Genomic DNA, 14,536 nt, shown 5'->3' on the forward strand with positions numbered 1-14,536 from the left:
CTAGCCGGCGCCGTGCGTGAGCAGCTTCGCGAGCGAGTCGAGGCCCGGTCGGGTGCCCACCGCGATGACCGTGTCGCCCGCCTGCAGATCGGTCTGCGGGGTCGGGGACGGGATCACCTCCGCCTTGCGGATGATCGCGACGATCGAGGTCCGCGTGCGGGTCCGCGCCTTGGTGTCGCCGAGGACGCCGCCGGCGAACGGCGACGTGGCGGGGAGGACGAGCTGCTCGGTGTAGAGCCCCGCCGCCTCCCGGATGCCGGTCAGCTGGCCGATCATCACGGATGCGCCGAGCACGTTCGCGAGCGCGTCCGCCTCGTCGTCGGTGAGGGTGACCGTGTCGCTCGCCGCGTCCGGGTCGTCGATGTCGAACAGCGCGAGATCCCGCTCGCCGGTCCGGTACGAGACGACACCCACGCGGCGGCCGCTGTCGGTCAGCACGTCGTGGCGCGTGCCGATGCCCGGCAGCTCCACCCGCTCGATGCGCACGCTCACGGCATGACGGTAGCAGTCGTGCCGAGCGGCTGGGCCCGCCGCGCCTGCCCGCGAGGTGCCGCGGAGGACAGGGCTGTCATGGCCGGTCGCGGCGCGTGCTCAGGCGACGGGGCGCACGACCCCGGCGGCGGCGTAGATCGCATCGATCGCGGCCATGTTGGCGACCGAGTCGGCGCCCTCGGTGGGCAGCCGCTCGCCCGAAGCCAGGGCACGGACCAGGGCGTCGAGCTGGTGGTCGTAGGTCTCCCGCCCGGCCACCGTGCTGTAGCGGGCGACGCCGTCGACCTCCTCGCGGACGCTGTGCCCGCGGGCGGGGAACACGAGACCGTCGACCGCGACGGTGCCCTGCGTGCCCTCGAGCAGCAGCTCCTGGCGGAACGGCCCGTCCATGCTCGCCTCGACGACCGCGGTCAGTCCCGACGGGAACGTGAGGCGCGCTCGGATGGACTGGTCGGCGCCGAGCTCGTTGAGCTCCGCCTGGGCCGCCTCCACGGTCGGCTCCTCCCCGGCGAACGTCCGCGCCCAGTGCAGGGCGTAGCAGCCGAGGTCCATGAGCGCGCCGCCGCCCAGCTCGGGCGCGTGCCGCAGCGACTCGGCCCAGAACGGGATCGACGCGTCGAAGCGCGCGACGAGGTGCCGCACCTCGCCGATCCGGCCGGAGTCCCGGTACGCCGCCGCGTGGTCCCAGAGCGGGTGGTAGCGGTGATGGAACGCCTCGACGAGCCGGCGCCCCGTCCGCTCGGCGGCGTCCGTCATCGCGCGGGCCTGGGCGGCATCCATCGCGAACGGCTTCTCGCAGAGCACGTCCTTGCCCGCTTCCAGCGCGGCGATCGACCACTCAGCGTGCGCCGACGGAGGCAGGGCGTTGTAGACGAGGTCGACCTCGGGATCCGCCAGCAGGGCCGCGTAGCCGCCGTGGCTGCGGGGGATGCCGTGCTCCTCGGCGTAGGCCGCCGCCGAGTCGGGCCGGCGGGAGGCGACAGCGGTGACGACCACGTCGCCCTGCCGTCGCCGGACGGGGTCGATCAGAGCCTTCGGCGCGATGCCCGCCGCACCGAGGATCCCCACACGCAGAGTCACCGTCGTCCTCCTCGGAATCGATTCCAGAATCCTAGGGGAGCGGCCGGAGATACCCGGTGGCCCCCGGTCGACGCTGGACGGAGGGAAACGATGGTGCTGCTGACCTTCCGACGCGGAATCCGTGGCTGACGGGCCGAATTAATGTCGGTTCCAGCGGTCCGCGCTTCCGTTCCTGCCGCCGCTCCCGATAGCGTTCGGGCATGAGGATCCTCCTGGTCGGCGCCGGCGGCGTCGGCAACGCCATCGCCAAGATCGCCGCCCGGCGGTCCTTCTTCGACTCGATGGTCGTGACCGACTACGACCTCGGCCGCGCGCAGGAGACGGTCGCCTGGATCGAGCGCCGGCACGGCGCCGACGTGGCGGCGCGGTTCTCGGCGGACCGCATCGACGCATCCGACCCCGCCTCGGTCGCCGCCGTGGCGCGGAAGCACCGCGCGACGCACGTGATGAACGCGGTGGAGCCGAGGTTCGTGCCCGCCGTCTTCGCCGGCGCCCTCCAGGCCGGGGCCGACTACCTCGACATGGCGATGAGCCTGTCCGAGCCGCACCCGGAGCGGCCGCACGAGCTGCCGGGAGTTAAGCTCGGCGACGCCCAGTTCGACGCGGCCGCGGACTGGGAGGCCGCCGGGCGGCTCGCGCTCGTCGGCATGGGCGTCGAGCCGGGGCTCAGCGACGTCTTCGCGCGCTACGCGCAGGACCACCTGTTCTCCCGCATCGACGAGCTCGGGACGCGGGACGGCGCCAACCTGGTGGTCCGCGACGACGACGGCAACGAGCTCTTCGCTCCGTCGTTCAGCATCTGGACGACCATCGAGGAGTGCCTGAACCCGCCCGTCGTGTGGGAGGCGGATCGCGGCTGGTACACCACCGCGCCGTTCAGCGAGCCGGAGGTGTTCCGATTCCCCGAGGGCATCGGCGAGGTGGAGTGCGTCAACGTCGAGCACGAGGAGGTGCTCCTCATGCCGCGCTGGCTCTCCGCGAAGCGGGTGACCTTCAAGTACGGCCTGGGGGAGGAGTTCATCTCCGTCCTGAAGACCCTGCACCGCCTGTCCCTCGACTCCACGACGCCGATCCGCGTGCGCTCCGCCGCGGGGCCGGTCGAGGTCGCCCCGCGCGACGTCGTCGCGGCGGCCCTGCCTGACCCCGCGACACTCGGGCCCCGGATGACCGGCAAGACCTGCGCGGGCGTCTGGGTGACGGGCACGGGCCCGGACGGCGAACCCCGCGAGGTGTACCTGTACCACGTCGCCGACAACGAGGAGACGATGCGGGAGTACGACAGCCAGTGCGTCGTCTGGCAGACGGCGCTCAACCCGGTCGTCGCGCTCGAGCTGCTCGCGGGTGGCGTCTGGGAGGGAAGCGGGGTGCGCGGGCCGGAGTCGTTCGACGCCGCGCCGTTCCTCGACCTGATGTCGCGGAGCGAGGCCGACGGCGGCTACGGCCAGCCCTGGGGGCTCGAGGAGCGCTAGAGCAGCGACTCGATCACGACGAACACCGGGACCGCCACCCCTGCGGCGAGCAGCGCGATCGCCGTGAACGCGAGTCCCGGGTAGCGCTCGTGCCAGAACAGGTTGCGCCCGTGCAGCACCCGCAGCTCGCGCCGCGTGAGCGGCGTCGGCATCCGCTGGACGGGCACGTCGAGAGCGTGCTCCACCGCGCGCAGCGACTCCTCCGACCAGTATTGGCCGCGCATCCGCACCCGGGTGCGGCCGGCGCGGTCGAGGACGAACAGCTGCGTGCTCGGGTCGCCCGAGCTGGAGCCCAGCACGGTGAGGATCAGGATCGAGTCGATCTCCTCCGGCGGCGTGACCGCCAGTCGGCCGAAGTAGCCGCGCTCGCGGATGCCGCGCTCGTCGACCTTGATGACCACGTGGCGGACGCGGATGGCGGCCGCCGCGATCGCGAGCAGGGTGACCGCGTGGATGGCGGCGACCGTCGGCCAGGTCCCCGTCGGCACGGTGAGCCAGTAGAGCGCCGCGAAGGGCGGGACGACCGCGAGGCCGACGGTGATGCTCATCGTCGTCGCGAAGCGCCGCCAGAAGGGGCGCACGACGAGTGCGCTGCGCGTCGCCCGACTTCCCATACCGCCTCCGGCTCACGAGGCTAGGCGAGCGCTGGAAGGAGACGGAAGCCCCCGTAGGGGTGCGGGGGCGCGCTGGCGCGTCTGCTCGAGAGGCAGTGCGGGTGCCCCTTCCTCAGGCTTGTGACAGTGCGGTCCGCCCCAACTCGCGCATCTCGGCGACGGCGGCGAGAAGGCTCGAGGGCTCGCTGTGCAGGGACGCCAGGATCCCGTCCGCGGCGCGCAGGCCCGCCCGGTCGAGGAGGTCCTTCTCGTTGGTGGTCCACTCGCCCCGCGCGGCCAGGACGGCGTGCGCGTACTCGACCGCGGCCACCGCCATCAGGCCCGCGCACTGGGTCAGCCGCCCGTGTCGTGCGGCTCCGCTCTCCGCGTAGGAGAGGTGCAGGGCGGCGCGGTCCGCCCAGACGGCCGGGGCGGATCGGCGCAGCGCCTCGGGATAGCCGGGCGAGGGCAGCGAGCCGTGCAGTACACGGTTGCCCGCCAGCTCACCCACGACCAGGTAGGTCGGGATGCCGGCGAGGTGGAACATCAGGGGCTCGATCCCGAACTCGCCCCGCTCCGCCCTCGCGAGCTCCGCCTCGACGACGTCGAGGTCGCGGTAGTGCACGTCGACCCGCCGCTCTCCGACCATGAGCCAGGCGCCGCCGTTGAAGACCCCGCCGCCCCAGCCGCCGAGATCGGACACCGTCCCGGGCCACCCCAGCCGGCGCAGGTGCTCGGGGTCGAATGCGCCCCGGTAGTAGATCCCCACATCCCAGTCGCTGTCCGGACGATGGGTGCCGCGGGCGCGGGAGCCCCCGAGCGCCACCGCTTCGACCGAGGGGAGGGACGCGAGGGCGTCCGTCACCTCCGTCAGGAAAGGAGCGTCGTCGGGCGACATGGCGGTAAGGGTAGTGAGGGTGGCGCCGCTGCTGCAGAGGTCAAGCGCCTCGGTGGTGGAGCCGTGGCCGGGTCCTCGGCAGTCACCGCTCCGCCGCTTGCGCCGCTCGCTCGGGATGGGGATGCGATCGCTGGCGCGAGCCTGCGCCGGAGGCCCGCCCTGCGAGAGGCTCCTCGTCCCCACTGTCCCGCGTCAACAAGAAGAGGCGCCACCCCAGCGGGGCGGCGCCTCTTCTACATGGCGGAGGATGGGGGATTCGAACCCCCGAGGGCTTTCACCCAACACGCTTTCCAAGCGTGCGCCATAGGCCACTAGGCGAATCCTCCGGTCGTTCACCATCCTACCGGTATGCTGGACCCCGGCTCCCCGCGTGGCGCCATCCAGGCCAACTCCCCCAGGGCGGAAACGCAGCAAGGGTAACCGGGCTCTGGCGGGTGCGCGGGGGGTCCTTCCTGTTTTCGGGGCCTGTCGGGGCGGGCTCGGCTCCCGACGGGAGGCGCCGTCGGCTTCCGGAGAACGGCCGACTCAGCAGGAACGCTCCCGCCCTTCAGCAGGCGCTGGAGGCGTTCAGCAGGCGAATCCGGGCCTGTTCTGCCTGCTGAGTCGCGTGGGCGCCTGCTGAGCCGTGCCGCAGACCGCGTCGACGCCTGCCGAGCCGCGCCACAGAGCGCGTCGGCGCCTGCTGAACTTCCGCGCGCCGGACCGCGGGCGCACTGCTGAACCAGTGCTCCATCACGCCCGCGCCCTCCCCGTGCCGGTCGATCCGGCCCCTTCCCACGGGCCGCCGCGCCCGGGCTGCGGTGTCACCCCCGGCGGTTACCCTTGTTCGGTGGTCACCGCCCTCTACCGTCGCTACCGCCCCGAGACGTTCGCGGAGCTGATCGGTCAGGCGCAGGTCACCGACCCGCTCCGCACCGCCCTGCGCACCGATCGGGTCAATCACGCCTACCTGTTCAGCGGCCCCCGCGGCTGCGGCAAGACCACGTCGGCCCGAATCCTCGCCCGCTGCCTCAACTGCGCCGAGGGCCCCACCGACACCCCCTGCGGCACCTGCCCCAGCTGCGTCGAGCTGGGCCGCAACGGCGGCGGATCGCTCGACGTCGTCGAGATCGACGCCGCCAGCCACAACGGCGTCGATGACGCCCGCGACCTGCGCGAGCGGGCCATCTTCGCGCCCGCCCGCGACCGCTACAAGATCTTCATCCTCGACGAGGCGCACATGGTGACGCCGCAGGGCTTCAATGCGCTCCTCAAGATCGTCGAGGAGCCGCCCGAGCACGTCATGTTCATCTTCGCGACCACCGAGCCGGAGAAGGTGATCGGGACGATCCGCTCCCGCACGCACCACTACCCCTTCCGGCTCGTGCCGCCCGCGCAGATGCTCGAGTACCTCCAGCAGCTCTGCGACCAGGAGAAGGTGAGCGTCGCGGCCGGCGTGCTCCCGCTCGTCGTGCGCGCGGGTGGCGGGTCGGTGCGGGACACCCTGTCGCTGCTCGACCAGCTCATCGCCGGCTCAGAGGGCGACACGGTCGACTACGAGCGCGCGGTCGCGCTGCTCGGCTACACCCACGGTGCGCTCCTCGACGACGTCATCGTCGCGCTCGGCACCCGCAACGGCGCCGACGCGTTCGCAGCCGTCGACCGGGTCATCCAGACCGGGCAGGATCCGCGCCGGTTCGTCGAGGACCTCCTGGAGCGCCTCCGCGACCTCATCGTCGTCGCGGCGACCGGCGAGAACGCGGGCGCCGTGCTCCGCGGCGTGCCGACCGAGCAGCTCGAGTCCTATCGGGTTCAGGCGGCGCACTACGGCGTCGCGCAGCTGTCCCGCGCCGCGGACGTCGTCAACGACGCCCTCACCGAGATGACCGGCGCGACCTCGCCCCGCCTCCACCTCGAGCTGATGATCGCCCGCGTGCTCGTCACTGCAAGCGATGGCACCGAGCGCGGGGCCCTCGCCCGCGTCGAGCGCCTCGAGCGCCGGGTAGGGGTGCCCGACAGCGCCTCCGCGGCCCCGTCTGCCCCCGCTGCGACGTCGGCGCCCGCGGCAGCCGCGCCGGCGCCGGCCCCCGTCTCGGCTCCGCCCGCCGCTGCTCCCGCGGCGCGTGCCGCAGCTGTGCCGGAGCGCCGCCCCGACACCCGGCCGGAGCCGGCGCCGACCGCACGCCCGGAGCCGGCGTCGCGCCCGTCCCCGGTCAGCGAGCCGGGTTGGGAGGTCCGGGTGCCCGGGTCAGGCGCAGCCGCCGGGCCCGCCCAGCCCGCGCCCGCTGCCCCGGCCGCGCCGGTCGAGCCTCCCGCCGCCTCCCGCCCGGCGCCCGCGCCGGAGCCGGAGCGGCCTGCCGCGGATCCGGCCGCGATCGCCCTCGACCTGCAGCGCGTCCGCGACGCCTGGCCGGAGATCCTCGAGGCGGTCAAGCGCATCAAGCTCGCCGCGTGGACCGTCGTCTACACCGCGCAGCCGCTCGGCCTGCGTGAGGACATCCTGACCCTCGGCTTCGTCAGCGAGAACGACGTGGCCGGGTTCCGCCAGCAGCAGCAGACGCCCGGCCAGGGTGTCAGCGAGATCCTGCGCCGGGCGATCCTCGACGTGCTCGGCGTGCGCGTGAAGTTCCTCGCCCGGGTCGACGCCGGCGACGCCCCGGCGGCCGGCCCCGCAGCGTCCGTGGGCGGAGCGCCCGTCGCATCGCGCGGCGCCTCGTCGCCCGTGCGCGACGAGCCTCAGCGCTACGGCGAGGCCGTCGTGCGCGAGATCCTCGGCGCGAGCTTCCTCGAGGAGACGTCGCTGCCGCCCCGGAATCGGGAGTAGCGCATGTACGAAGGCATCGTCCAGGAGCTGATCGACGAGCTCGGCCGGCTCCCCGGCATCGGGCCGAAGTCCGCCCAGCGGATCGCGTTCCACATCGTCCAGACGCAGAGCTTCGACGTGCAGCGGCTCGGCGAGATCCTGCTCGAGGTGCGCGAGAAGGTGCGCTTCTGCGTCGAGTGCGGCAACGTCGCCGATCAGGAGCGCTGCAACATCTGCCGCGACGCCCGGCGCAACCGCACCCTCATCTGCGTGGTCGAGGAGGCGAAGGACGTCGTGGCCATCGAGCGCACCCGCGAGTTCCGCGGCCTCTACCACGTGCTCGGCGGCGCGATCAGCCCCATCGACGGCGTCGGACCGGAGGACCTGCGCATCCGCGAGCTGCTGCAGCGGCTCAGCGACGGGGTCGTCGAGGAGGTCATCATCGCGACCGACCCGAACCTGGAGGGGGAGGCGACCGCCACGTACCTCTCCCGCCTGCTCCGCACCCTCGAGGTGCGCGTCAGTCGCCTCGCTTCCGGCCTTCCCGTCGGCGGCGACCTCGAGTACGCCGACGAGGTCACCCTCGGCCGCGCCTTCGAGGGCCGCCGCCTCGTCGAGCACTGACCGATCCGCGCGACGCGACAGCATCCGCCAGAGACGGTCACCGTCCCTCAACAGGCATTCCTCCCGCCGACAGGCGGAAACCCGCCGATTCCACCTGTTGGCGGGATCTCTGCCTGTTGAGGGACGGGAGGACCGCGGCAACGCGCACTGAGTCACACTCAGCTTTCCGTTATCGGCCGTCCCAGTAGAATCGTCGCGGTCGCCCGGGGTGCGCGACCGGATCCCGGGAGTCGCGTGTGAGCTTGATCGTGCAGAAGTACGGCGGATCGTCCGTGTCCGACGCCGAGAGCATCAAGCGGGTCGCGAAGCGCATCGTCGCCACCCGCCGTGCCGGCAACGACGTGGTGGTCGCCGTCTCCGCGATGGGCGACACCACGGACGACCTCCTCGACCTCGCGCACCAGGTCGCCCCGATCCCGGAGCCGCGCGAGCTCGACATGCTCCTCACGGCGGGCGAGCGCATCTCCATGGCGCTCCTCGCGATGGCGATCGAGAACCTCGGCCACGACGCCCGCTCCTTCACCGGCAGCCAGGCCGGCATGATCACGGACGCCCAGCACGGCGCCGCGCGCATCGTCGACGTCACCCCGGTCCGCGTCCGCGAGGCACTCGACGAGGGCGCCATCGCGATCGTCGCCGGCTTTCAGGGGTTCAACCGCGGCACCGGCGACATCACCACCCTCGGCCGCGGCGGATCGGACACGACGGCGGTCGCGCTCGCGGCGGCGCTCGACGCGGACATCTGCGAGATCTACACCGACGTCGACGGCGTCTTCACCGCCGACCCCCGCGTGGTGCACCGCGCCCGCAAGCTGGACCGGGTGACGAGCGAGGAGATGCTCGAGCTCGCCGCGTCCGGCGCCAAGGTCCTCTACATCCGCGCCGTGGAATACGCCAGACGGCACGGCGTTACGTTGCACGTACGCTCCTCGTTCAACAACAACGAGGGCACCATCGTCTACAACCCCACCGAGCCGGGGCGGGACGAGAACGGAGTTCCTGTGGAAGAGCCGATCATCGCCGGTGTCGCCCACGACCTCACCGAGGCGAAGATCACCGTCGTGGGGGTGCCCGACATCCCGGGCAAGGCCGCGCAGATCTTCAACATCGTCGCCAAGTCCGGCGCCAACATCGACATGATCGTGCAGAACGTGTCGGCCGCGGCCACCGGCCTCACCGACATCTCGTTCACGCTGCCGAAGTCGGACGCGCAGGCCGTGCTCACCGCACTGACCGTGGAGCGCGACCAGGTCGGCTTCTCGACGCTGCAGCACGACGACCAGATCGGCAAGCTGTCGCTCGTCGGCGCCGGCATGCGCACCAACGTGGGCGTCTCCGCCCAGCTCTTCACCGCCCTCTTCGAGGCGGGCATCAACATCGAGATGATCTCGACGAGCGAGATCCGCATCTCGGTCGTCACTCGGGCGGACATGCTGAACGACGCGGTGCGCGCCGTGCACTCCGCCTTCGGCCTGGACGGCGAGGCCGAGGCCGTCGTCTACGCCGGCACCGGACGCTGACCAGGAGGAACGGAACCATGGCTGAGGGCAGGGGAGTGCGCGTCGGAGTGGTCGGCGCGACCGGACAGGTCGGCGCCGTCGTGCGGCGGCTGCTCGAGGAGCGCGAGTTCCCGGTCGAGCAGATCCGCTACTTCGCCTCAGCGCGGTCGGCGGGCACCACGCTGCCGTGGAAGGGCGAGGAGATCGTCGTCGAGGATGCGGCCACCGCCGATCCCTCCGGCCTCGACATCGCCATCTTCTCCGCGGGCGGCTCGACGTCGAAGGCTCAGGCTCCCCGCTTCGCCGCGGCCGGCGTCACCGTCATCGACAACTCGTCGGCCTGGCGCATGGACCCCGAGGTGCCGCTCGTCGTCAGCGAGGTGAACCCGCACGCCCTCGACGAGGCCGTCAAGCGCATCATCGCGAACCCGAACTGCACCACGATGGCCGCGATGCCGGTCCTCAAGGTGCTCGACCAGGAGGCCGGCCTGACCCGCCTCGTCGTCAGCACCTACCAGGCGGTCTCCGGTGCCGGCCTCGCCGGTGTCGCCGAGCTCGTCGAGCAGGCCAGCGCCGCGGTCGCGGACGACCCGGCCCGCCTCGTGCACGACGGCTCGGCCGTCGACTTCCCCGAGGCCGACAAGTTCCCGCGCACCATCGCGTTCGACGTCATCCCGTTCGCCGGCAACCTCGTCGACGACGGACTCGGCGAGACCGACGAGGAGAAGAAGCTCCGCAACGAGAGCCGGAAGATCCTCGAGCTGCCGGACCTGCTCGTCAGCGGCACCTGCGTCCGCGTCCCGGTGTTCACCGGGCACTCGCTCTCCATCAACGCGGAGTTCGCACGCCCCATCTCGCCGGAGCGCGCCCGCGAGCTGCTCGACGGCGCGCCGGGCGTCGCGCTCTCCGACATCCCGACCCCGCTGCAGGCGGCCGGCACGGACCCGAGCTACGTCGGCCGCATCCGTCAGGACGAGGGCGCCCCGGAGGGCCGCGGCCTCGCGCTGTTCATCAGCAACGACAACCTCCGCAAGGGCGCTGCGCTGAACGCGGTGCAGCTCGCGGAGCTGGTCGCGGAGCGCCTCCCCGTCGCCTGACGTCCGTCACCGCGACCGAGGAGCGGCGCAGCCCCGCACCCCGGTGGTTGAGGAGCGGCGAAGCCGCGTCTCGAAACCACGCGAGCCGGTCTCTGGACCCAGCCATCCCGGTGGTTGAGGAGCGGCGAACCCGCGTGTTGAAACCACGCGAGCCGGTCTCTGGACCCAGCCGCGCGCGGCTTCCCGGGGGCAGGTCGGGTGATCTCGAGACGCCGCCTGCGGCGGCTCCTCAATCACCGGGAGGGCAACTCCTCACGCGCCGGGGGGCCGCAGGCGGCGGCGGGCGCGGTCCTCGTGGGCGAGGCGGCGGAGGGCGAGCAGGACCGGCTCGTAGAGCGCCGTGCCGAGCACCGCGTACTCGACCGCAGGTCCGCCGGAGGGCGGCAGGCCGGCGATGTCGTACTCCGCCAGCTCGCCGAGCACGCGTCCGTACACCTCGAGTCGCTCGTCGCTGATCGGCAGCCCCGCCGCCTCGGCGGCGGCGAGAGCGCGCTCGAGCTGGCCGGTGGCGGGGTAGTCGGGATCCCAGTGCAGCCCGAGTCGCTCGACCGCGGCCCGTGCGCGGGGGAGGGCGGGGTCCTCCGGCGACGGGTAGGGCGGCAGCGCCCCGACGGCGGCGCCGAGGGCGGCGAAGAGGTCGTCGCCGGGAGCGTCGACGACCGCGAGGATCGCCCTGATCTTGGCGAGCGGAAGCCCCGCCACGTCGCTGAGCGCCCGGATCACGGCGATGCGCCGGACGTGCTCCTCCGTGTACTCCGCCTGAGTCGCGCCCGTCGCCCGGCCCGCGGGGAGGAGCCCCTCCCGGAGGTAGAACTTCACTGTCGCGAGCGGTGTCCCCGTGCGCCGAACCAGTTCCGAGACCCTCACGCTGCCTCCCCCTGAACGGCCTTGACACGGATAGTAGCGGTATCCAAGATCGGATACCATGACTATCCAACCCGGGACCCAGGTCCTCATCGGCGTCCTGCTGCTGGCGCTCGTCACCGTCGAATCCGGCGGCTGGTTCCTCACACGCGTCCTGCGCGGGAAGGCGCCGGCGAATCGGCTGCAGCTCAGCTTCTACCGCGCGGGGCACGCGCACGCGGGAGTGCTGCTCGTGCTCAGCATCGCCATCCTCGGCGTCCTCGACTCTGCCGATCTTCCCCTCGGCTGGGATCTCGTCGCCCGCAATGGCGTGCCGCTCGCCGCGATCCTCATGCCGGCGGGCTTCTTCCTCTCCGTGCTGGGGCGCGACCCGCAGAAGCCCAGCCGCCTTCTGGCGCTGCTGTGGATCGGGGCGGCGAGCCTCACCGTCGGCCTTCTCGCGGCGGGAATCGGCCTGATCGCGGCGGGGGTCTCATGACGCGGGAGGCATGCTCCGCCCACGTAGAATCGGAGCATGGCATCGGCTGAACCCGTCGACGTCGTGCTCATCGGCGGGGGGATCATGAGCGCGACTCTCGGCACCCTCCTCCAGCAGCTCGAACCGACCTGGTCGATCGCGGCTTACGAGCGCCTCGGCGCGGTCGCTGAGGAGAGCAGCAACCCCTGGAACAACGCCGGGACCGGGCACGCCGCCTTCTGCGAACTCAACTACACCCCCGAGCGGCCCGACGGCCGGCTCGACATCCGCAGCGCGATCAAGGTGAACGAGCAGTTTCAGGTGTCGCGCCAGTTCTGGTCCTCACTCGTCGAGTCGTCGCGCCTTCCCGAGGCCACCGCGTTCGTCAACTCGGTGCCGCACATGACCTTCGTGCGCGGCGCGGAGAACGTGCGCTTCCTCCGCCAGCGCTTCGACGCGCTCAAGGATGAGCCCCTGTTCGCCGGGCTCGAGTTCTCCGACGACCCGCGCGTGCTGCACGAGTGGGCGCCGCTGCTCATCGAGGGCCGGCGCAAGGACGAGCCGGTCGCCGCCACCCGCATCGAGGCGGGCACGGACGTCGACTTCGGTGCGCTGACACGTGCGCTCTTCGACCGCATGGTCGAGGGCGGCGCGCAGCTCCACCTCAACGCCGAGGTCAAGGGCCTGAAGAAGGATGCGGACGGCCTGTGGCGGGTCCGCGTCAAGCAGAAGGGCGGCACGGCCGAGGTCCGCGCCCGCTTCGTCTTCGTCGGCGCCGGCGGCTGGGCGCTCAAGATGCTGCAGAAGTCCGGCATCCCGGAGGCGCGCGGCTACGGCGTCTTCCCGATCAGCGGCCAGTTCCTGCGCACCGACAACCCGGAGGTCGTGGCCCGCCACCAGGCGAAGGTCTACGGCAAGGCGTCGGTCGGCGCTCCGCCGATGTCGGTGCCCCACCTCGACACCCGCATCGTCGACGGCTCCGCGTCGCTCATGTTCGGGCCCTACGCCGGCTTCAGCCCCAAGTTCCTCAAGAAGGGCTCGCTGCTCGACCTCTTCGGCTCGGTCAAGCCGCACAACATCATCCCGCTGCTCGCGGTCGCGAAGGACAACATCGGCCTCGTGCGCTACCTCGTCGGCGAGGTGCTGGCGAGCCGGAAGAAGAAGTTCGGCAGCCTCCGCGAGTTCTACCCGCTCGCGAAGCGCTCGGACTGGCGCCTGATCGTCGCCGGGCAGCGCGCGCAGGTGATCAAGCCGGACAAGCGCAAGGGCGGCGTCCTGCAGTTCGGCACCGAGGTGATCGCGTCGGCGGATGGGAGCATCGCCGGCCTCCTCGGCGCCTCGCCGGGTGCCTCGACGGCCGCGCCGATCATGTTCGACGTGCTCAAGCGCTGCTTCCCGGGCTCCATCGGATCGTGGGAGCCGCACCTCAAGGAGCTGGTCCCCACGTACGGCACCCTCCTGTCGAAGACGCCGGAGCGGGCCGAGGAGGTCCTCGAGGAGACCGCGCGGGTGCTGCGCCTCGTCGCCTAGGTTGACGACCAGTCGAACGTATGTTCGACTGGTCGCATGCGGTGGAGCGGGCAGGAGCTGGACGTCGAGCAGGTCGACGCCCTGCCCGGACTCGCTCGGCTGAACAACTTCGTCCGCTCGGTGCGCACGCCCGAGTTCGCGGGCGTGACCTTCCACGAGGTGCTCGCGAAGAGCGCGCTCAACAAGGTGCCCGGGCCCGAGCGCTTCGGCTTCGGCTGGACCATCAACCCCTACCGCGGGTGCAGCCACGCCTGCACGTACTGCTTCGCGCGGCCCACCCACCGCTACCTCGACCTCGACGAGGGCGAGGACTTCGACCGCCAGATCATCGTGAAGGTGAACGTGGCCGAGGTGCTGCGGAAGGAGCTGGCGTCGCCGAAGTGGCAGCGTCCGCCGGTCGCGCTCGGCACCAACACCGACCCCTACCAGCGCGCGGAGGGCCGTTACCGGCTGATGCCGGAGATCCTCACCGCGCTCGCGGACTCCGGCACTCCCATCTCCATCCTCACCAAGGGCACCCTCCTGCGGCGGGACCTCGACCTGCTGGCCACGCTCGCCGAGCGCGTGCCGGTCGACCTCGCGATGTCCATCGCCGTCTACGACGACGAGCTGCAGCAGTCCGTGGAGCCGGGCACGCCCACCACCGCCGCTCGCCTCGCCACGGTCGCCGCGGCGCGCGAGCGCGGTCTGCCCTGCAGCGTCTTCCTCATGCCGGTGCTGCCCTACCTCACGGACACGACGAGCCACCTCGACAAGGCGCTCGGCATGATCGCGGCCTCGAACGCGACCTCGGTGCTGCACACCGCGCTCTACCTGAAGCCGGGAACGAAGGAGTGGTACCTGGCCTGGCTCGACCGGTACCGCCCCGACCTCTCTGGCCGCTACCGGCAGCTGTACGCGCGTGGCGCCTACGCGCCGAAGGAGTACCGCGCCTGGCTCGCCCAGCGGATCTCGCCTCTCCTCGCGAAGCACGGGCTGCGCTCCGGTCGCACCGACCCCGCTACCGGGGCGGTGCTCTCGAGCGCCGCGCAGCGACAGGCGGCGCCCGAGCCGGTGCCGACGCTCTTCTGAGCTGTACCCCGTTGCGGGCGGGCCGCGCCGGGTGATCGCCGGATCGGGGTACAAAACGGTCGTGTCACTGCCATAATCGA

At 72.1% G+C, this 14,536-nt stretch carries 13 protein-coding genes, 1 tRNA gene and 1 other RNA gene; 9 read left to right on the plus strand and 6 right to left on the minus strand.

The window, feature by feature from the left end; genetic code table 11:
* Nucleotides 1–492, minus strand: a complete 492-nt coding sequence (locus J3P36_RS12675; RefSeq protein WP_210508535.1) for a cation:proton antiporter regulatory subunit — start codon at nucleotides 490–492, stop codon at nucleotides 1–3.
* A 99-nt stretch (nucleotides 493–591) separates the two neighbouring features.
* On the minus strand, nucleotides 592–1,572 hold the full coding sequence (locus J3P36_RS12680; RefSeq protein ID WP_307807086.1) for a Gfo/Idh/MocA family oxidoreductase: 981 nt from the start codon (nucleotides 1,570–1,572) through the stop codon (nucleotides 592–594).
* Between the two features lie 200 nt (nucleotides 1,573–1,772).
* Here J3P36_RS12680 and J3P36_RS12685 point away from each other — a divergent pair, with 200 nt between their 5' ends.
* Nucleotides 1,773–3,041 carry a saccharopine dehydrogenase family protein gene (locus J3P36_RS12685; RefSeq protein WP_210508536.1) on the plus strand — a complete coding sequence of 423 codons (1,269 nt, stop codon included), beginning with the start codon at nucleotides 1,773–1,775 and terminating at the stop codon, nucleotides 3,039–3,041.
* Here J3P36_RS12685 and J3P36_RS12690 read toward each other — a convergent pair.
* From J3P36_RS12690 to J3P36_RS12700, 3 genes are all read right to left on the minus strand, one after another.
* Complete coding sequence (locus J3P36_RS12690; protein WP_210508537.1) at nucleotides 3,038–3,655, minus strand: hypothetical protein; 618 nt, start codon at nucleotides 3,653–3,655, stop codon at nucleotides 3,038–3,040. The two genes, J3P36_RS12685 and J3P36_RS12690, sit on opposite strands and share 4 nt — an antisense overlap.
* A gap of 112 nt (nucleotides 3,656–3,767) precedes the next feature.
* Nucleotides 3,768–4,532: a nucleotidyltransferase domain-containing protein gene (locus J3P36_RS12695; protein ID WP_210508538.1), complete on the minus strand. Its 765-nt coding sequence runs from the start codon at nucleotides 4,530–4,532 to the stop codon at nucleotides 3,768–3,770.
* Between the two features lie 238 nt (nucleotides 4,533–4,770).
* Nucleotides 4,771–4,858: transfer RNA gene (locus J3P36_RS12700), tRNA-Ser, on the minus strand.
* A 31-nt stretch (nucleotides 4,859–4,889) separates the two neighbouring features.
* Between J3P36_RS12700 and ffs the strand changes: the two genes are divergently transcribed.
* The 5 genes from ffs (at nucleotide 4,890) to J3P36_RS12725 (ending at nucleotide 10,534) form a co-directional block, all read left to right on the plus strand.
* Nucleotides 4,890–4,986, plus strand: an RNA gene (gene ffs, locus J3P36_RS12705) — signal recognition particle sRNA small type.
* 375 nt (nucleotides 4,987–5,361) lie between these two features.
* Complete coding sequence (locus tag J3P36_RS12710) at nucleotides 5,362–7,335, plus strand: DNA polymerase III subunit gamma and tau (RefSeq protein ID WP_307807087.1); 1,974 nt, start codon at nucleotides 5,362–5,364, stop codon at nucleotides 7,333–7,335.
* A gap of 3 nt (nucleotides 7,336–7,338) precedes the next feature.
* Complete coding sequence (gene recR, locus J3P36_RS12715) at nucleotides 7,339–7,938, plus strand: recombination mediator RecR (RefSeq protein WP_210508539.1); 600 nt, start codon at nucleotides 7,339–7,341, stop codon at nucleotides 7,936–7,938.
* A 236-nt stretch (nucleotides 7,939–8,174) separates the two neighbouring features.
* Nucleotides 8,175–9,458, plus strand: coding sequence for an aspartate kinase (locus J3P36_RS12720; protein ID WP_210508540.1), 1,284 nt, complete (start codon nucleotides 8,175–8,177; stop codon nucleotides 9,456–9,458).
* A gap of 17 nt (nucleotides 9,459–9,475) precedes the next feature.
* Nucleotides 9,476–10,534 carry an aspartate-semialdehyde dehydrogenase gene (locus J3P36_RS12725; protein WP_210508541.1) on the plus strand — a complete coding sequence of 353 codons (1,059 nt, stop codon included), beginning with the start codon at nucleotides 9,476–9,478 and terminating at the stop codon, nucleotides 10,532–10,534.
* Nucleotides 10,535–10,786: 252 nt separating this feature from the next.
* Here the strand turns inward: J3P36_RS12725 and J3P36_RS12730 are convergent, their stop codons facing one another.
* On the minus strand, nucleotides 10,787–11,461 hold the full coding sequence (locus tag J3P36_RS12730) for a MerR family transcriptional regulator (protein WP_246854640.1): 675 nt from the start codon (nucleotides 11,459–11,461) through the stop codon (nucleotides 10,787–10,789).
* On the opposite strand from J3P36_RS12730, the gene J3P36_RS12735 reads away from it, so the two are divergent.
* From J3P36_RS12735 to J3P36_RS12745, 3 genes are read left to right on the plus strand one after another with little or no spacing between them, the layout of a single operon-like run.
* Complete coding sequence (locus J3P36_RS12735) at nucleotides 11,460–11,876, plus strand: hypothetical protein (RefSeq protein WP_210508543.1); 417 nt, start codon at nucleotides 11,460–11,462, stop codon at nucleotides 11,874–11,876. The two genes, J3P36_RS12730 and J3P36_RS12735, sit on opposite strands and share 2 nt — an antisense overlap.
* 36 nt (nucleotides 11,877–11,912) lie before the next feature.
* Nucleotides 11,913–13,385 carry a malate:quinone oxidoreductase gene (locus J3P36_RS12740; protein WP_210508544.1) on the plus strand — a complete coding sequence of 491 codons (1,473 nt, stop codon included), beginning with the start codon at nucleotides 11,913–11,915 and terminating at the stop codon, nucleotides 13,383–13,385.
* Between the two features lie 36 nt (nucleotides 13,386–13,421).
* Entirely contained in the window at nucleotides 13,422–14,456 is a 1,035-nt protein-coding gene (locus J3P36_RS12745; protein WP_210508545.1) for an Rv2578c family radical SAM protein, read from the plus strand.
* Nucleotides 14,457–14,536: the final 80 nt, after the last annotated feature.

It is taken from the genome of Naasia sp. SYSU D00057 (genome assembly GCF_017916505.1).
Lineage (GTDB): Bacteria > Actinomycetota > Actinomycetes > Actinomycetales > Microbacteriaceae > Naasia.